The 17,147-nt window shown below is 65.6% G+C and carries 11 protein-coding genes, 7 tRNA genes and 1 pseudogene; 14 read left to right on the top strand and 5 right to left on the bottom strand.

Features of this window, described 5'->3' with window-relative positions:
* The first annotated feature begins 5 nt into the window (after window positions 1–5).
* Together GV368_RS07445 and GV368_RS07440 are read left to right on the top strand one after the other, a co-directional pair.
* The gene (locus tag GV368_RS07445) at window positions 6–806 is read left to right on the top strand and encodes an HpcH/HpaI aldolase/citrate lyase family protein (RefSeq protein ID WP_169116069.1); all 801 of its coding nucleotides are present in this window, start codon (window positions 6–8) and stop codon (window positions 804–806) included.
* A complete protein-coding gene (locus GV368_RS07440; protein ID WP_169116068.1) occupies window positions 803–1,528 on the top strand; it encodes a class I SAM-dependent methyltransferase in 726 nt (241 codons plus the stop codon). Before GV368_RS07445 ends, GV368_RS07440 begins: the two co-directional genes overlap by 4 nt.
* A gap of 12 nt (window positions 1,529–1,540) precedes the next feature.
* Here GV368_RS07440 and GV368_RS07435 read toward each other — a convergent pair.
* The 4 genes and pseudogenes from GV368_RS07435 to rlmM form a co-directional block, all read right to left on the bottom strand.
* Window positions 1,541–2,072, bottom strand: a pseudogene (locus GV368_RS07435) (DDE-type integrase/transposase/recombinase); the annotation flags it as partial.
* Between the two features lie 60 nt (window positions 2,073–2,132).
* The gene (locus GV368_RS07430; protein ID WP_142805057.1) at window positions 2,133–2,537 is read right to left on the bottom strand and encodes a hypothetical protein; all 405 of its coding nucleotides are present in this window, start codon (window positions 2,535–2,537) and stop codon (window positions 2,133–2,135) included.
* Between the two features lie 103 nt (window positions 2,538–2,640).
* Entirely contained in the window at window positions 2,641–3,975 is a 1,335-nt protein-coding gene (locus tag GV368_RS07425; RefSeq protein ID WP_169116066.1) for a DEAD/DEAH box helicase, read from the bottom strand.
* A gap of 81 nt (window positions 3,976–4,056) precedes the next feature.
* Window positions 4,057–5,121 (bottom strand): 23S rRNA (cytidine(2498)-2'-O)-methyltransferase RlmM, encoded by a 1,065-nt coding sequence (rlmM, locus tag GV368_RS07420; RefSeq protein ID WP_169116065.1) that lies wholly within the window; start codon window positions 5,119–5,121, stop codon window positions 4,057–4,059.
* Window positions 5,122–5,201: 80 nt separating this feature from the next.
* Here rlmM and GV368_RS07415 point away from each other — a divergent pair, with 80 nt between their 5' ends.
* Window positions 5,202–6,239: an aldo/keto reductase gene (locus tag GV368_RS07415; RefSeq protein ID WP_169116064.1), complete on the top strand. Its 1,038-nt coding sequence runs from the start codon at window positions 5,202–5,204 to the stop codon at window positions 6,237–6,239.
* A gap of 13 nt (window positions 6,240–6,252) precedes the next feature.
* On the opposite strand, the gene GV368_RS07410 is transcribed toward GV368_RS07415, so the two are convergent.
* Entirely contained in the window at window positions 6,253–6,636 is a 384-nt protein-coding gene (locus GV368_RS07410; protein ID WP_169116026.1) for a hypothetical protein, read from the bottom strand.
* A gap of 126 nt (window positions 6,637–6,762) precedes the next feature.
* Between GV368_RS07410 and GV368_RS07405 the strand changes: the two genes are divergently transcribed.
* The 11 genes from GV368_RS07405 (at window position 6,763) to recD (ending at window position 17,139) form a co-directional block, all read left to right on the top strand.
* Window positions 6,763–6,855: transfer RNA gene (locus tag GV368_RS07405), tRNA-Ser, on the top strand.
* An 81-nt stretch (window positions 6,856–6,936) separates the two neighbouring features.
* Window positions 6,937–7,012, top strand: a tRNA-Ala gene (locus tag GV368_RS07400).
* Window positions 7,013–7,030: 18 nt separating this feature from the next.
* Window positions 7,031–7,106 (top strand) — tRNA-Glu (locus GV368_RS07395).
* A gap of 13 nt (window positions 7,107–7,119) precedes the next feature.
* Window positions 7,120–7,196 (top strand) — tRNA-Asp (locus GV368_RS07390).
* Between the two features lie 22 nt (window positions 7,197–7,218).
* Window positions 7,219–7,294 (top strand) — tRNA-Ala (locus tag GV368_RS07385).
* A gap of 17 nt (window positions 7,295–7,311) precedes the next feature.
* Window positions 7,312–7,387 (top strand) — tRNA-Glu (locus GV368_RS07380).
* A gap of 13 nt (window positions 7,388–7,400) precedes the next feature.
* Window positions 7,401–7,477 (top strand) — tRNA-Asp (locus GV368_RS07375).
* Window positions 7,478–7,770: 293 nt separating this feature from the next.
* On the top strand, window positions 7,771–9,432 hold the full coding sequence (locus GV368_RS11360) for an exodeoxyribonuclease V subunit gamma (RefSeq protein ID WP_328514246.1): 1,662 nt from the start codon (window positions 7,771–7,773) through the stop codon (window positions 9,430–9,432).
* Window positions 9,321–11,384, top strand: coding sequence for a hypothetical protein (locus GV368_RS07370; protein WP_328514245.1), 2,064 nt, complete (start codon window positions 9,321–9,323; stop codon window positions 11,382–11,384). Before GV368_RS11360 ends, GV368_RS07370 begins: the two co-directional genes overlap by 112 nt.
* Window positions 11,381–15,052, top strand: coding sequence for an exodeoxyribonuclease V subunit beta (gene recB, locus GV368_RS07365; protein WP_169116063.1), 3,672 nt, complete (start codon window positions 11,381–11,383; stop codon window positions 15,050–15,052). The genes GV368_RS07370 and recB overlap by 4 nt, the downstream gene beginning before the upstream one ends.
* The gene (gene recD, locus GV368_RS07360) at window positions 15,049–17,139 is read left to right on the top strand and encodes an exodeoxyribonuclease V subunit alpha (RefSeq protein WP_169116062.1); all 2,091 of its coding nucleotides are present in this window, start codon (window positions 15,049–15,051) and stop codon (window positions 17,137–17,139) included. The genes recB and recD overlap by 4 nt, the downstream gene beginning before the upstream one ends.
* The last annotated feature ends 8 nt before the right edge of the window (window positions 17,140–17,147 follow it).

The raw sequence follows: 17,147 nt of genomic DNA, 5'->3' as shown, positions 1-17,147 counted from the left end.
TTGTGGTGTTTGTACGTTCTTATCTGTTCGTCCCCGGGGACCGTCCGGAGCGGTTCGACAAAGCGGTTTCATCGGGTGCTGACACTGTGATCCTCGATCTTGAGGATGGAGTATCGCCTGAACACAAAAGCATAGCCCGTGATGCGATTCGCGAGTGGCTAGCTCGTGGTGGTAAGGCCTGTATCAGAATCAATGGTGTCGACACTGAATGGTACGAGGAAGATTGTCGCCTTTTGAACATGGCGTCGATACTCGCTGCGCTGCTCCCGAAGGCAGAGGCGGTGTTCGAGCTTTCCGACTTCGTGAATCGCGTGCCTGCGGGTATGCCCGTTATACCGCTGATCGAATCTGCATTGGGTTTGTGGAAGGTATTTGAACTGGCGCAGGTACCAGGGGTGACTCGTTTGGCATTCGGTTCGGTCGACTTTCAGCTGGATACCGGAATAGAAGATGAGGAGAATGGTTTGCTTTATGCTCGCTCTCGTATCGTTCTTGCATCGGCGGCGGCGAGGCTCGAGTCACCAGTAGACGGCGTGACTGTAGCTATCGACGACTTGGAGCGTTTGGCTCGTGACGTGTCATTTGCACGAAAACTCGGATTCGGTGCCAAACTGTGTATTCATCCCCGGCAGGTGGCGGTGGTGAACGAGGGCTTTTCTCCCAGTGACGAAGATCTACAATGGGCGAGATTGGTGGTCGATGCGGCCGCGAGATCGGGGGGATTCGGTGCAATTCGCCTGAATGGGAAACTGATCGATCGCCCGGTGATCGAACGGGCAAAGCGTATGCTGGAGGGCTCACGATGAGCACAAATTATTCGGCAGTCGAAACAGTTCAAATAATAAATGATGAATATGAATTAATTGTACAAAAACTTCCACTCAATAACGCTCGAATCATCGAGTTGGGTTGTGGAGATGGGACGATGAGTTGCCGCTTGGCCGAACGAGCGGGCGTGCGAGAGATCGTCGCGCTTGAGGTTGACGAGGCGCAACTTGCCCGTAATCTTGCGAAGGATCGACCAGCATCGATCACGTTTTGTCGAGGCGCAGCAGAAGCCATCAATGAACCAGATGAGAGTTTTGACCATGCGATGATGCTTAAGTCGCTGCATCATGTTCCGGTCGATATGATGGATCGGGCCTTGGAAGAAATCCATCGTGTCTTACGCCCCGGGGGACTGTTATATGTCTCTGAGCCTGTCTTCGAAGGTGAATTTAATGAGATTATGCGTTTGTTTCATGACGAAAAAATCGTTCGTGAAGCGGCTATCGCAGCGATGGAGCGTTCCTGCGATAAGGGTTTGTTCGAACGAATAGAACAGATATATTTTCTTACGCCAATCACTTTTATTGACTTTGACGATTTCGAGCGCAGGATGATGAATCCTTCCCACACAAAGCTCGAGATTAGTCCGGTTATAAAAGAACGAGTACGAACCTTATTTGATTCTTACATGGGACAGTCAGGGGTGCGATTCGATCGTCCAATGCGAGTGGATCTTTTGCGAAAAAAAACTTACGTTTGACGGTACGTGGTTCTAGATGTCAGGTCCCGGACGATTGCGTGGTATTTTTATGAAAAGTTCCGGTTTTTCTTTGTACCATCTTTTCATGGCTTCGACGGGGGTGATGTGTCCCAGGGCCTTCTGGGGGATGTGATGATTGTACAACAGCCAGACGTAGCGCTGAATCGTCGCCTCCAACGAGGCTCGGCTGTCGAAGCGGTGGGTGGCAAGCACTTCGCTGATGCGGTCGTTGAGCCATTCGACCATGCCGTTCGTCTGCGGGCGTCGAGGTTTGGTCAGCCGATGTTCGATGCCGAGCGCCTGGCACGGTTCATCGAAGGCATGCGTTCCCGTAGGAGTACGCTCGCCGCGAGTGATGAAGCGGTCGGTGAACTCCTTGCCGTTGTCGGCGGGAATCGTACGCAGGCGAAAGGGGGCGGCCTCGAGGAGCGAGCGCAGGAAGGCGCCGGGCGTTGGCGGCCGTCTTCTCCGGGTAGATGGCGTTGAGCTCCCAACGCGTGGCTCGGTCGATCGCCACGAAAAGGTAGCGGCGCTTGTCCTCGTCAGGGGGCGACCCGGTGTCGGCCTCAGTGCCTTGCGGAACAACGGAGTCCCGTGCAGCCGTTCAACCATGCCCGATGCGCTCCCACTTCTCTTTGAAGCATTCTCGGTCGTAGCTAATTGGTTGAAGCCAGAATGAAACACGGCCATCTTTCTCGCCTCGGTGGGCAAGTTCTTTTACCTCGGACGGTAGGAGGATAAAGGCAGACGGGGACGAAGTGACTTTGTTCACAATGACCCAGACATCGCCCATGACCTTTTCCAAGGACGTGCCAAGGGGAACGGGGGATCGCTTGCTCAGCGCCTTGACCTGAATGGCGAGCTTGCGGGTTGCGTCCCGACTGTAGGCGATGATGTCGACGCCACGGGCGTTCCGTGCCGTGGGCATAACGTTCCACCCGAGCAGCGAGAGGTGGTAGCAACAGTAGTAGAGGCCGGCGTTGCCGGTGAGCTGAGAATCAAGCGCCATGTAGTGAGGTCCAACGTGGAGGTCACCGGCGCTGCGTGGTTTTATCGCGCAGCGTCTGGTACCTGACAAAAGAAGAACGCCGCGGTGATTCGACCTCGTCGCCTCACTGCGCGCGTCCGCTGCCTCCCAGCAACACCGCCACCGCCTTCTTGCTTCCGGCGCGATGCGCTGCCGTCTGCTGCTTCGTCGTGGCAAGCACGGCGCCGGCCTTGGGTTCGTAGGGCCGGGAGAAGTCGAAACCGTCGGGGGCGCGTCCGCTGCGCTCGGCGCTGCGACGGCGGGTGGGTTCGGCGCGGCGCTCGCGGGGCGGGGGTTCCAGCGTTTCGGCGGGAATGGGGCGGCCGAGCATTTTTTCGATCGCCTGCAGCCGCTCCTCTTCGCTCGCATCGACGAGCGAGATCGCCAAGCCTTCATGTCCGGCGCGGCCGGTACGTCCGACGCGGTGCACGTAGTCTTCGGGGTTGGGGGGCAGGGCGTAGTTGATGACGAAGGGCAGTTCTTCGATGTCCAGCCCCCGGGCGGCGACGTCGGTGGCCACGAGCACCCGCAGCGAGCCGTTCTTGAAGGCTTCTAGCACCTCGAAACGCTGCTGCTGGGATTTGTCGCCGTGGATCGCCTCGGCCTGAATGCCGCGCCGCTGCAGGAGCGAGGCGAGCCGTCCGCAGGCGATCTTGGTGTCGACGAAGACGAGCGCCTGGCCGGGGTGGCGCTGCAGCAGTTCGACGAGCGCTTCGCGCTTGTGTGCGGCCTCGCAGCGCACGACACGGTGCGTGATGGTCTCGCTCACCGTGTTGCGCCGCGCGACTTCGATCGTTTCCGGATCGCGTAGCAGCTGTTGGGCGAGTTTCTTGATTTCGGGCGAGAAGGTGGCCGAGAAGAGCACGGTCTGGCGTTGCTGCGGCAAGCGCTCCATGATGCGGCGGATGTCGGGCATGAACCCCATGTCCAGCATCCGGTCGGCTTCGTCGAAGACGAGGAATTCGACCTGGTTGAGCTGGATGGTCTTCTGTTCGAGGTGATCGAGCAGCCGTCCCGGCGTGGCCACGACGATCTCCACGCCGCGGCGCAGTTCCTCGATCTGGGGTTTGATATCCACACCGCCGTAAATCGCCGCGGCACGCAGCGGCAGATGTTTGCCGTACTGGCGCACCGATTCATAGACCTGCAACACCAGCTCGCGGGTGGGAGCGAGCACCAGCGCGCGCACGGGATGGCGGGCGGGGCTCGCCGAAGTGTTGGCGTGGGGCGCGAGGCGCTGCAGCAGCGGCAGGGTGAATCCGGCGGTCTTGCCGGTGCCGGTCTGGGCGGCGCCGAGCAGATCCTTGCCGGCGAGGATGCGCGGGATGGCTTGGGCCTGGATCGGCGTGGGTTCGGTGTAACCGAGGTCGTTGACGGCGGCAAGCAGTTCGGGCAGAAGCCCAAGCTCAGAGAAGGTCATCAGAGGTCGTGCGCTCCAGAAACGGAAGAAAATGGCAAAGACAAGAAATTATACGCCGGCATCGGGCGATCGGCGGCGAACTCAAGCCAAGGCTCGGGCAAAGACGGTGACTTCCTCGCGGTCGTGGTAGAGCTGCTTGCAACGCAGCTCGATGCCGCCGGCCTCGCGCGTGAGCCGCTGTAGCCGCTTGCGGGCGTCTTCTAGCGCTTCGAGGCGTTTTTTCATCGGCAGTTTCAGGTTGAAGAGGGCGTAGCGGCACAGGCGTTGGGCAAACCAGCGACCGACGAGCTCGGCGATGCGGCTGGGTTGCTCCACCATGTCGCACAGTAGCCAATCGACGCGACCGCGCGGGCGCCAGGTAAACCCGTCGGCGCGCTGCCAGTCGACGAGCTCCGAGGCGAGGAGCCGCGCATCCAGTCGGCCGTTGTCGATCGCGCTCACGCGCAATCCCCGCTGGACCATCTGCCAGGTCCAGCCCCCCGGGGCGGCGCCCAGATCCACGGCTTTCGTGCCGGGGCGCAGCCAGCGAGCACGTTCGTCTTCGTCGAGCAGCACGAGGAGCGCTTCGGCGAGTTTGAGCGCCGATCGGCTGGGGGCTTCCGCCGGCAGGCGCAGCCGCGGAATGCCGTTTTCCCAGGGAGAGAGGAGCGCGGCGGGAGCATTACCCAAAAAGGCTTCGCGCGAGGAAGGGAAGAAGACGACGAGCACGTCGCGGGCGCGCTCGGCGAACTTGCCGGCCTCGGCGAGCGCCGTTTCGAGGTGCGGCCGCAGGCGGCGGCAGAAACCGGAGAGGGGGCGTCCTTCGTCGCTATCGGGAAAGGCGAGACGCAGGGCGGAGAACCGCGTGCGGGGGTGATGGTGCACGACGTTCTTGAGCAAGGGGCGTACCCGATCGCGCTCGGGCAGCGTCAGGCGATCGAACCAGGGCAGGCACTCGCGGGCGAAGACGAGCTCGCGCCAGGAGGGCAGGGAAATCTCGTCCGGCAGCGGGGCACGGGCATCCAGCAGCACGTAGCCGCTGCGCGCCTGTACCGTCAATTCGGCAGGGACGCCTTGGGCCTCGGCCCAGCGGCGCAGTTCGGCGGCGGCCTCGGGCTCGAAACCTGGGCGGGTGAGGGCGATCAACCCTTGCGGCGGGGAATGCATGGCGTACACTACGAACGAAATGGCAATGATACCGCGGCGTGCCGGCAGCGGCGCGCTTTTCGACGAAGGAGAGAACGGGCATGGAGTATCGCACGCTGGGAGAGGGTGCCTTGCAGGTGTCGGCGATCTGCATGGGGACGATGACTTTCGGGGAACAGAACGACGAGGCACAAGCGCACGCGCTGCTCGATCGCGCTTGGGAAGCGGGGATCAATTTCTACGACACGGCGGAGATGTACCCCGTGCCGGCGCGCGCCGAAACCTACGGGGCGACGGAGCGTATTCTTGGCACCTGGCTCAGGCGCAAGCCGCGCGATCGGGTGATCCTCGCCACCAAGGCGGCAGGGCCGGCGCGCAGTCTCGATTGGATCCGCGGTGGTCCCGGCGGGTTCGACGAGCGTAATCTGCGCGAGGCGATCGAAGGCAGCCTGCGGCGCTTGCAGACCGATTACGTCGATCTCTATCAGCTGCACTGGCCGGATCGCAACCAGCCGATGTTCGGACAATGGCAGTTCGATCCGGACAAGGAGCGACCGACGGTGCCGATCCGCGCCCAGCTCGAGGCACTGGCCAAGTTGGTCGAGGAAGGGAAGGTCCGCTACGTCGGCGTCTCGAACGAACATCCCTGGGGCGTGATGCAGTTCGTGCGCCTGGCCGAAGAGCATGGTTTGCCGCGTATCGTCTCGATCCAGAACGCTTATCACCTGATGAACCGGACGTTCGAATATGGGTTGGAAGAAGTCTGTTTCCGCGAGCGCGTGGGACTGCTCGCCTACTCGCCGCTTGCGTTTGGCCTGTTGAGCGGCAAGTACCTCGCCGATCCCCACGCCGAAGGGCGTCTGACGCGCTTTGCCAACTTCGGGCAACGCTATGCCAAACCCAACGTCCAGCCGGCGGTCGAGGCCTACGCCCGGTTGGCGCGTGAGCTGGGAGTGAGCCCGGCCACGCTCGCCTTGGGTTGGGTCTATCACCGACGCTGTGTGACGAGCACCATCATCGGGGCGACTCGCCCCGAGCAGCTGGAGGAAAATCTCCGGGCCTGGGATTGGCGCCCGAGCCCGGAGGTGCTCGCGCGCATCGATGAAATCCACCTGCGCTATACGAATCCGGCGCCTTGAGAAGGTCCGGACACTAGCGACCCAGTGGTGCGGTCGTGGGCGGTGGTGTTCCGGGAGCCGGAGCGCCGGGCGCGCTTTCCGGCTTGGGGATGATGGGCTGCGAGCGTTTGAGCGGTTCGGTGGGGACGAACACCGGGGGTACTTCGCGCAGGTTGTTCTGCAGCATGTAATCGTTCATTTCCCGCCATCCCTCGAAGATCGCCGACTTCGAGGCGTTGGGGTTGAGGGCATAGCAATCTTCGAGCGAGCGTCCGGCGTGCCGGCAGGCGGCCCCGATCGCCCTGGCCTCCGCTTCGGCCTTCTTGGCGTCGTTGAGGCCGATGGCGTCGTAGAAGGCATCGCAGCCGGACAGCGATGCGGCCAGAAGGAGCAGCAAGGGCAGGGATCGGCGGAGCATCGAGTCCTCCTCGCGGGAGCGAATGGAATCATTAACGGCATGGCCGCGGAAAACTTTATGCCTGCGCGCCGTCAAGTGCGAGAGTATGGATTTTTTTCGGGGAATTGGCTACAATTCCGCCCTTCAGGAGAGGTACCGAAGCGGTCATAACGGCGCCGACTCGAAATCGGATGGCCGGGTAAAACCGGCACGCGGGTTCGAATCCCGCCCTCTCCGCCAGGTTTCATCGGCAATGCCGCAAGGCGTGTGGAACCGGTTTACAGTGAATGGTTTTTTTGCTACCATGCGTGCTCTTCTGCCGGGGGTATAGCTCAGTTGGTAGAGCGCTTGCATGGCATGCAAGAGGTCAGCGGTTCGACTCCGCTTACCTCCACCAGAGAAAACGGTTGTGCGGGTCCCCATCGTCTAGAGGCCTAGGACACCGCCCTTTCACGGCGGTAACCGGGGTTCGAATCCCCGTGGGGACGCCAGGTTCATGAGTGCGGAGTGGTAGTTCAGTCGGTTAGAATACCGGCCTGTCACGCCGGGGGTCGCGGGTTCGAGTCCCGTCCACTCCGCCAGGAATACCGCAGGTGCTTCGTCGGGGGTGTAGCTCAGTTGGTAGAGCGCTTGCATGGCATGCAAGAGGTCAGCGGTTCGATTCCGCTCACCTCCACCAGGGAAACGGTTTTACGGGTCCCCATCGTCTAGAGGCCTAGGACACCGCCCTTTCACGGCGGTAACCGGGGTTCGAATCCCCGTGGGGACGCCAGGTTCATGAGTGCGGAGTGGTAGTTCAGTCGGTTAGAATACCGGCCTGTCACGCCGGGGGTCGCGGGTTCGAGTCCCGTCCACTCCGCCAGTTCTTCCAAAAAAGCGGGCTTCGTGCCCGCTTTTTTGCGTCTACGCGCACCCCGCTGCTGGGGAAACGCTGAAGAAATGAGCGAGCGGGATGAAGCGCAAGGCGCACGGAGCGCAGCGACCGAGACATATCAAGCAGATAGGCGAGGGAGCGAGCACCGCGCAACGCAGCGATTCGCCCGCGCAGCCAATTATTCAGCGTTTCCCCAAGGTCTCTTGCATGGTCACCAATGACCCTTTATGCTCTTGGGGACGGTCGGCGCAACCGCCGGGGCGGGGAATGGGAGATGGACGATGGGCGAGGGGGCGGGCAAAGCGGACTCCGGCGCGGGATTCCTGATTTTTCATGGCAACCGGGTGGAAAACTTGCGCCAGCTGGCGGTGACCTGGCTGGGACGGGAGCCGCTGCCGCCGCTCGTGCCGGAGTGTTTCCTCGTGCAGGGCAACGCCATGGCGCAGTGGCTGCGGCTCGCGCTGGCTGCGGGGGCCAACGAAGGGGGCTATGGCGTGGCGGCGGCGCTGGAGTTTTCCTTGCCCTCGACCTTCCTGTGGCGCTGTTACCGGGCCGTGCTGGGGGCGGAAGCGGTGCCGGAGCGCTCGCCCTTCGATCTGCCCTTGCTGCGTTGGCGCTTGCTGCGCTTGCTGGGATCACTGCCGGAGGATCCGGTCTATGAGCCGCTGCGCCGTTTCCTCGCGGAAGAAACGCAAGCCGAGGAGCAAGCGCCGGGTGAGGAGCTGCGGCGGCAGGTGCGCGTGGAGCGGGCGATGCGCAAGCGCGATCAGTTGGCCGGGCGCATCGCCGAGCTGTTCGACCAGTATCAGGTCTATCGTGCCGACTGGCTGCAGGCTTGGGGCGCAGGTCGGGACGTGCTGCGCGACGCGCACGGCACGGAATCGCCGCTCGAGGAGGGGCAGCGCTGGCAGGCGGCGCTGTGGCGCCTGTTGTGTGCCGACGTGGCGCGTACCGAGCCGGGCGCCGAGCGCACGGCGCGCTCGAGCGTGCACTCGGCCTTTCTCGAAGCGGTCGGAACCTGGCAAGGCCCGCCCCCGCCGGGACTGCCACAGCGGCTCGTCGTCTTCGGGATTTCGAGCCTGCCGCAGCAGTGGGTGGAGGCCTTGGCGGCGCTGGGGCGCTGGATTCCGGTGCTGCTCTTCGTGCATAACCCTTGCCGTTACCATTGGGCCGACGTGGTCGATGGGCGCGAGCTATTGCGGCAGCAGGAGAAATGGCGTCGGCGCCGGCGGCGGCGTGAGGGGCAGCCGGATTCCATTCCGGAAGCGGAACTCCATCGCCATGGTCATCCCTTGCTTGCGGCCTGGGGCAAGCAGGGAAGGGATTTCATCGCCCTGCTCGACGAGTTCGACGAGGAGGCGGTGCGCCAGCGCTACGCGGGGAAGGTGGAAGGAAACGGCGGACGGCTCGACTGGTTCGAGGCGCCCGAAGCAACGAACACTTTACTGCAGCAACTGCAGGAAGACATCCTCGAATTGCGTCCCCTTGCCGAGACGCGGGAACGATGGCCGGGCGTGGATCTCGATCACGACCGTTCCCTCGTCTTTCACGTGGCGCACGGCCCGCAGCGGGAAGTGGAGGTGCTGCACGATCAGCTGCGCGCGGCTTTCGACGAGGACCCGACCCTGCGCCCCGACGAGGTGATCGTCATGGTGCCGGACATCGAGGTCTATGCGCCACACATCGAGGCGGTGTTCGGTGCGATCGAACCCGAGGATCCGCGCCACATTCCGTTTTCGCTCGCCGATCAGGGGCTGCGTGCGCGCGACCCGCTGCTGCAGGGGCTGGAGCCCTGCTCGATCTGCCGCAGGGGCGGGCACGGGTGGGGGATGTGCTCGATCTCTTGGACGTGCCGGCACTGCGCCGGCGATTCGGGATCGACGACGAGGCGCTGCCGCGTCTGCGTTCCTGGGTCGAGGGGGCGCAGATCCGCTGGGGACTGAATGGGGATCATCGGCGCGACCTGGGCTTGGGCGAGCAGGGGGGAGGGGAGTGGCTCGAGCAGAATTCCTGGCGATTCGGTCTTGAGCGCATGCTCTACGGCTATGCGGCGGGTGATGCGCCGGCCTGGAGGGGGGTCGAACCTTTCGACGAGGTCGGGGGGCTGGAGGCGGGCCTCGTCGGTCCGCTGGCGGATGTGCTCGAGGCCTTGGAGACGGCGCGTCGTCAGCTGCGCGAGCCGCTCACGCCTTCCGAGTGGGGCGAGCGGCTGCAGGCGCTGCTCGCACGCTTTTTTGCCGCCGGGGACGACGAGGAAACCGTTACCCTGATGCGGCTGGAGACCGCCCTGCAGGACTGGGTGGAAGCGTGCGCCGCGGCGGGGCTGGAGGAGCGTTTGCCGCTGGCGGTGGTGCGCGAACCGTGGCTGGAGCGTTTGGAGGAACAGGGCCTGTCGCAGCGTTTCTTTGCCGGGCGGGTGATTTTTGCCACCCTCATGCCGATGCGGGCGATCCCGTTTCGGCACGTCTATCTGCTGGGGATGAACGACGGAGATTATCCGCGCGCGCGCGTGCCTTCCGATTTCGACCTCATGGCGCGCAATTATCGTCCGGGGGACCGCTCGCGGCGCGAGGACGATCGCTATCTCTTCCTGGAAGCATTGCTGTCGGCGCGCGAGCGCCTCTACGTTTCCTGGGTGGGGCACCGCATCACCGACAATGCGCCGCAGCCGCCTTCCGTGCTGGTGGCCCAGCTGCGCGAGCACCTGGCGGCGGGCTGGACGGGGCATCGGGCGGGAAAGAAAGAGCCCGTGCAAGGGGAGGATCTGCTGGCGGCGCTCACGACCGAGCATCGGCTGCAACCGTTCAGTCCGGCCTATTTCCCGCCCGAATCGGCGCCGGGGGCGCTCTTTACCTATGCCCGCGAATGGCGTGCGCGACGTGAGGCAGAGCCCCGTGTTCCTTCCAAGCCGTTACAACCGCCCGTGCTCGAGGAGCCGCTGCGAGTGCGGGAGCTCGCGCAGTTCCTGCGCCATCCGGTACGGTCCTTCCTGCGCGATCGACTCGGCGTCTTCCTCGAACTGGACGATCCGGGCAGCGAGGAGGCCGAGCCGTTCGCGCTCGATGGTTTGACCCTGTGGAGCCTGCGCCAGGAAGTGATCGACGCGCAGCGGGTGGCCCTGCGGCAGGGACGGGACGTGGCCGCGGTGCGAAGGGCGGCGATCGGCCGCATCCGTCGGCGCGGCGTGCTGCCTGCCGGGGAGATGGGAACGCTGTGGGCGGCAGAACTCGAGGAGGGGATGGACGAGCTCTTCGCGCGCTATCAGGAAGCGCTGACGCCTTGGCCGCTGGAGCACGCAGGCGGCGAGGAGGTGCGCTTTGCCGCCGACGGTCTGGAGCTTGCCGACTGGCTGGGGGACTGGCGCGGCAACGATGAGGGCGAACGGGCGCGGGTATTGATCTCGCCGAGCGAGCTCGTGAAAGACGGCAAATACCGCCCGGATCGGCTGGCGGGCTACTGGGTACAGCATCTGGCGGCCAATGCCGGGGCCGGGCCGACGTGGACGGTGGTCTTGAGCCGCGTGGGGGACTACACTTTTGCCCCGCTTGGGGACGCGGCAGCCGAACCGCTCGCGGCGCTGCTGCGCGCCTGGGCCGAGGGCATGTGCCGGCCGCTGCCCTTTGCGTTCCAGGCGTCGCTGGCGTGGCGGAAAGCGTGGTGTAAAGCGCCGAACAAAGGCGAGGAAGAGGCGTGGGAGGCGGCGCGCAAGGCGTACGAAGGCAACGGGTGGACGGACGGCGAGCGCGACCAGGACCCCTACCTGGCGCGCGCCTGGCCGAGGTTTGTCGACTTGCGCGCGAGCGGCGGGTTCGCGCACTGGGCCGAGGTGCTGCTCGGGCCTTTGCTGCAGTACGTGGAGGCCACCAAGGAAGGGAAAAAAGGAGCGCAGGCGTGACGGAAGATGCGAATGAGGTAGATCTGCTGCGTTTTCCCCTGTGGGGCAGCCGCCTGATCGAGGCGAGCGCCGGTACCGGCAAGACGTATACCATCGCCGCACTCTACGTGCGCCTGGTGCTGGGGCATGGCGGAGCGGGGGCGTTTTGCCGTCCGCTCACCCCGCCCGAGATTCTGGTGGTGACCTTCACCGAGGCGGCCACCAAGGAGTTGCGCGAGCGCATCCGCCGGCGCCTGAGCGAGGCGGCGCGCTGGTTCGGCCATCCGGCCGGGGAGGAAATCCCCGAATGGGTGGATGAGTTCCTGCGCGCATTGCGCGCCCAATATCCCGAACAGGATTGGCCGGGATGCGAGCGCCGGCTGCAGGCTGCGGCCGAATGGATGGACGAGGCGGCGGTCTCGACCATCCACGGCTGGTGTCACCGCATGCTGCGCGAGCACGCGTTCGACAGCGGCAGCCTCTTCAGCGAGACGCTGGAGACGGAGACGGAGGACCTGTTGCTCGAGGCGGTGCGCGATTACTGGCGCGAGTTCTTCACGCCGCTGCTGGCCGAATCGTTGGCGCTGCTGCGCGGCTGGTTTGCTGCGGATTTCACGCCGGAAGGGATGCAGCGGCGCTTGAGCCGCCTGCTGCCGCTCGCCGCGGATCTGGAAGGGGAGAGCGGGCCGGCGGAGGTGACGGCGGAAGTCCTGCGGCAATGGGGGGAGGCGAAGGCGCCGTGGGAGAAATGGGTGCCCGCGTTGCAGGCCCTCTTTGATGAGGCGCGCAATCGCAAGGAGCTCGACGGGCGGAAATTGCGCGCCAATATCGTACAGAACTGGTTGGCGGCGCTGGCTCGGTGGCGCGACGACCCGTTGGCGGAGGCGCCGGATTTGTCCGAAGCGGCTTGGAATCGTTTGACGCGCGCGGGTTTGGACGAGGCGTGGAAGAGCGGCGAGCCACCCGGGCATGAGGCGATCGACGCGCTGGAAAACCTGCGCTCACGGCTCGAACGGCTGCGCGAGCAGGGCAAGGCGAGCGTCCTTGCACATGCGGCGCGCTGGGTGGCGCAGCGTTTTGCCGTGCTGCAGCGGCGGCGGGCGCAGCTGGGATTCGACGATCTGCTCACCCGTCTCGACGAGGCGCTGCGCGGACCCAACGGCGAGCGGCTCGCCGCGCGCATCCGACAGTCTTTCCCCGTGGCCTTGATCGACGAATTCCAGGACACCGACCCGGTACAGTACCGCATCTTCGAGGCGGTCTATGCGCCGCAGAAGAACGACCCTCAGACTGCACTCATCCTCATCGGCGACCCCAAGCAGGCGATCTACGCCTTTCGCGGCGCCGACATCTACACCTATCTCGAAGCGCGCCTGGCCTGCGACGGGCGGCGCTACACCCTGCGGCGCAATTTCCGTTCGACCCCGGCGATGGTGGAGGCGGTCAATCGCGTCTTTCTCAACGCGCAGGAAAAGAACGAGGCCGGTGCCTTTCTCTTCAAAATCTCGGAAGAGGAGGATCTCCTGCCTTTCCTGCCGGCAACCGCCCAGGGACTTAACGAACGGTTCGTGTGTGAGGGGCAGGAGCCGCCGGCGCTCGTGGCGTGGTGGGTGGCGGAAAACGAGGATGCGAGTCAGGCGATCAAGGTGACGGTGTATCGAGAGCTGGTCGCCCACGGCTGCGCCGAGGAAATCGTGCGCCTGCTGCGGCTGGGGCGGGAAGGGCGGGCGGGGTTCGTCGATTCGAGCAAAGGGACGATGCGGCCGGTGAGGGCTGCCGACGTGGCGGTGCTGGTGCATACGGGCGAAGAGGCCAAGCTGGTGCGGGCGGCGCTCGCGCGGCGCGGTGTGCGCAGCGTCTATCTCTCCGAGCGCAGCTCTGTGTTCGCGAGCCCCGCCGCGGCCGACCTGCAGCGTTGGCTCGAGGCCTGTGCCGAGCCGCAGAACGACGCGCGCCTGCGCTCGGCCCTGGCGAGCGCCACGCTCGGGCGATCATGGGCAGAAATCGAGTCGCTGGAGCGCGACGTCCTCGCCTGGGAAACGGAGGTTGCGCGCTTTCTCGCTTATCGCGACTTGTGGCGGCGGCAAGGGGTGTTGCCCATGCTGCGCCGCCTGATGCACGACTTCGACGTGCCTGCGCGCTTGCTCGCCGGGGAGACGCCCGACGGCGATAGCGGCGAGCGGCGGCTCACCGACCTGCTGCATTTGAGCGAGCTCTTGCAGAAGATGAGCCGGGGGTTGGACGGTGAACATGCCCTCATCCGCGCCTTGGCCGAGGCGCGCCAGGATGGCGGACAGGGCGCCGAGGAGCGGCAGCTGCGCCTGGAGAGCGACGAGGCACTCGTCAAGGTGGTGACGGTGCACAAGGCGAAGGGGCTGGAGTATCCCCTCGTGTTTCTGCCGTTTGCCTGTTCTTGCCGGCCGGTCGGGAAAGACGATTTTCCTCTCGTCTGGCACGACGAAGCGGGTCGGCGTCGGGTGTCGCCCGTCGTCGACGAAACGGCGCTCGTCCGCGCCGAGCGCGAGCGCCTGGCCGAAGACGTGCGCAAGCTCTACGTGGCGCTCACCCGGGCGCGGTTTGCCACCTGGATCGGCGTGGGGGCGCTGGAGAATCTGCCCGCGAGCGCCATGGGCTATGCCCTGGGCGTGCGGCAGGGCGATTCCCCGGCTCAGGTGCGTGCGGCGCTGGAAGCGCTCGCCGAAGGGTGCGATTCCCTCGCCGTCGCGCCCTTGCCGGTACCGGGCGAGGACCGCCTGCCGGCGGACGGGGAAGGGATCGCCCTGGGCCCGGCGCGCACGCCGCGGCGCCGTCTCTTCGCACCGTGGGCGATCTCCAGCTATTCGGGATTGCGCGGCGCGCTCGCGGCCGACCCGCAGACACCGGACGAAGCCAAGGCGCGCGAGCTCGTTCATGCGCCCCGCGCGGAGCCGACGGGAGCGGCGACGGGGATCCATGCCCTGCCGCCGGGGGCAGCGACCGGCACCTTCCTCCACGGCCTGCTCGAATGGGCGGCGCAGCAGGGGTTCGACGCGGTGTGCGCCGACGGAGGGGTGCGGCTGCGCGATCAGGTGGCACGGCGCTGCGCGGTGCGCGGCTGGACGACGCACGTCGACATGCTCACCGACTGGCTCCTGACGGTGATGCAGGCCGATCTGCCTTTGCCGGGTGGGGGAACGTGCCAATTGGCCGCATTATCCGATTATCTGCCGGAGATGGAATTCTGGTTCTCGGTGCCCGAGACCCGCATCGAGGCGCTGGATGCTCTGGTGCAGCGGCACACCTTGCAGGGAGCGGATCGCCCGAGGCTGACGCCGGGGCGGATCAAGGGCATGATCAAGGGGTTCATCGACCTCGTTTTCTGCCGGGAGGGGCGCTATTACGTGCTCGACTACAAGTCCAACGTCCTGGGGGCGACGGATTCCGCCTATGGGTGGGCGAACCTGGAGGCGGCCGTGCTCGAGGGGCGCTACGACCTGCAATATGCGCTCTATCTGCATGCCTTGCACCGGCATCTGCGCGTGCGCTTGCCCGATTACGATCCGCAGCACCATCTGGGCGGCGCGGTGCTGCTCTTCCTGCGCGGCATCCACGACGAACCCGGCAAAGGCGTGTTTTTCGCGCAGGCGGAGGCACCGCTGCTCGATGGGCTCGACGCCTTGCTCGATGGCCCAGGCGGGAGACTGACATGAGTGAGACAGACCTGCGCGACGATCTGGCGCGCTGGGTGCAGGATGGCTGGTTGCGGCCGCTCGATGCGGCCTTTGCGCGATTCCTGCAGGAAAAAGTGCCGCAGGCGCCGTCACGGGCGATCCTTGCCGCGACCCTGGCGAGCCACCAGTTGGGGCGCGGCCACGTGTGCCTCGATCTCGCCGCGCTCGCCGACGATGCGGTGTTCACCCTGGCGATCCCCTCGCGCGACGCAAACGGGCTGCCAACGCCAGCGGGGGCGGCCCAGGGGGAAGCGCTCGAATCCTGGTTCGCCGCGCTCTCCTGCCCCGAGCTGGTGGGACAGGGCGAGGAGGAAGAGGCTGCGCCGCTCGTGCGCCGGGCGCATCGCCTCTATCTGCGCCGCCAGTGGGACAACGAGCGTGCCGTGCGGCAGGGTGTTCTCGCCCGGGTACGGGAAGTCGTCCTGCTCGCGCCGGAGCCGGTGCGAGCTCTCCTCGATGCGCTCTTTCCTTCCGGAGAAGGCGACGTATGGCAGCGGCTTGCCTGTGCGCTCGCGCTGCGGCGACGCTTTGCGCTGATTACCGGCGGTCCCGGTACGGGCAAGACGAGCACCGTGGTGCGCCTCATCGCCTTGCTGCAGGCGCTCGCCCTGCAGGGAAGGATACCGGGGCGGGGCGAGGCGCCGCTGCGCATCCGGCTCGCCGCACCCACCGGCAAGGCGGCCGCGCGGCTGAGCGAATCGATCGGTCGTTCCCTCGAGCGGTTGCCGTGGGAGGCGTTGCCCCAAGGCGGACGGATCCGCGCCACACTGCCGCAGGAGGTGTCGACGCTGCACCGGCTGCTGGGTGCCCGGGCCGGGTCGCGGCGGTTCCGCCACGACGAGGCCGATCCGCTGGTGCTGGACGTGCTGGTGATCGACGAGGCCTCGATGGTCGACCTCGAGATGATGGCGGCGGTGCTGCGGGCCTTGCCTCCGGCAGCGCAGTTGGTATTGCTCGGTGACAAGGATCAGCTTGCCTCGGTCGAGGCCGGCGCCGTGCTCGGCGGTCTGTGTCGACGCGCCGACGAGGGGCACTATACACCCGAGACGATCGCCTGGCTGCGGGCGACGGTGGGCGAGGAACTACCCGAAGGATTTGGCGTGGAGGAGGGTGAGGAACCCTCCGGTTTCATCGACTTCCAGGGCTCGGCCCTCGATCAGGCGATCGCCATGCTGCGCCAGAGCCACCGTTTCGCCGCTGGGAGCGCCATCGGCCGGCTCGCGGCGGCGGTCAATCGGGGCGATGCGGCCGCGGCGCGGGGGGTCCTGGGTGGGCCCCTTGCGAGTGATCCGGACGTTTCGGGCGAAGAGGGCGGGGAAGGGCGCGCCTCGATCACGCCCGGCCATCCACGCTCCGAAGTGGCCCTTCTCGTTCCCCAAAGTCAGGAGGACGCAGCGTTGCGTCGGCTCGTGTGCGGCACGCAAAAGAATCCCGCGGGCTACGCGTTTTATTTGCAAGTGCTGCATGCGCAGCGCCCGCTGCCCGAAGCGCCGCAGGCAGCGTGGGACGACTGGGCACGGGCGGTGCTCGCAGCCTACGCCGAGTTCCAGATACTGTGCGCCCTGCGCGAGGGGCCTTGGGGCGTGGGGGAGATGAATCGGCGTATCGCGCACTGGTTGCGCCGCCAAGGGGTGTTGCCGGACGAAGAAGGCTGGTACGAGGGGCGTCCGGTGTTGATGACGCGCAACGCCTATGCCTTGGGTCTGATGAACGGCGACGTGGGGGTGACGCTTGCTCTGCCTGGGGCGGAAGGGCAAGCCCCGCGGCTGATGGTGGCCTTTGCCGCCGCTGGTGGGCTGCGCTGGGTGCTGCCCGCTCGTCTGCCCGAGGTGGAGACGGTGTTCGCGCTCACGGTGCACAAGTCGCAAGGCTCGGAGTTCGGGCACGCGGTGCTGGTGTTGCCGGATACTCCCAGCCCTTTGCTCACCCGTGAGCTGATCTATACCGGTATCACCCGCGCCCGCTCGCGGTTCACTCTGGTGGATCCGTCGGGCGGGGCCATGCTGGAAGCGGCGATCGCGCGCCGCGTGCTGCGCTCGTCCGGGTTGGAGGCACCTCTGGAATAAGCGGGAGG

Source organism: Tepidiphilus baoligensis (assembly GCF_012911495.1).
Classification (GTDB): Bacteria; Pseudomonadota; Gammaproteobacteria; order Burkholderiales; family Rhodocyclaceae; genus Tepidiphilus; species Tepidiphilus olei.
The sequence above is the reverse complement of the archived record's forward strand: the minus strand, read 5'-3'. Positions and strand labels throughout refer to the sequence as shown.

Excerpts from the sequence above, each read along its gene's own strand:
- GV368_RS07440 (WP_169116068.1), top strand. The coding sequence starts at position 803 with ATGAGCACAAATTATTCGGCAGTCGAAACAGTTCAAATAATAAATGAT.
- GV368_RS07430 (WP_142805057.1), bottom strand. The coding sequence starts at position 2,537 with ATGGCGCTTGATTCTCAGCTCACCGGCAACGCCGGCCTCTACTACTGT.
- GV368_RS07425 (WP_169116066.1), bottom strand. The coding sequence starts at position 3,975 with ATGACCTTCTCTGAGCTTGGGCTTCTGCCCGAACTGCTTGCCGCCGTC.
- rlmM (WP_169116065.1), bottom strand. The coding sequence starts at position 5,121 with ATGCATTCCCCGCCGCAAGGGTTGATCGCCCTCACCCGCCCAGGTTTC.
- GV368_RS07415 (WP_169116064.1), top strand. The coding sequence starts at position 5,202 with ATGGAGTATCGCACGCTGGGAGAGGGTGCCTTGCAGGTGTCGGCGATC.
- GV368_RS07410 (WP_169116026.1), bottom strand. The coding sequence starts at position 6,636 with ATGCTCCGCCGATCCCTGCCCTTGCTGCTCCTTCTGGCCGCATCGCTG.
- GV368_RS11360 (WP_328514246.1), top strand. The coding sequence starts at position 7,771 with ATGGGCGAGGGGGCGGGCAAAGCGGACTCCGGCGCGGGATTCCTGATT.
- recD (WP_169116062.1), top strand. The coding sequence starts at position 15,049 with ATGAGTGAGACAGACCTGCGCGACGATCTGGCGCGCTGGGTGCAGGAT.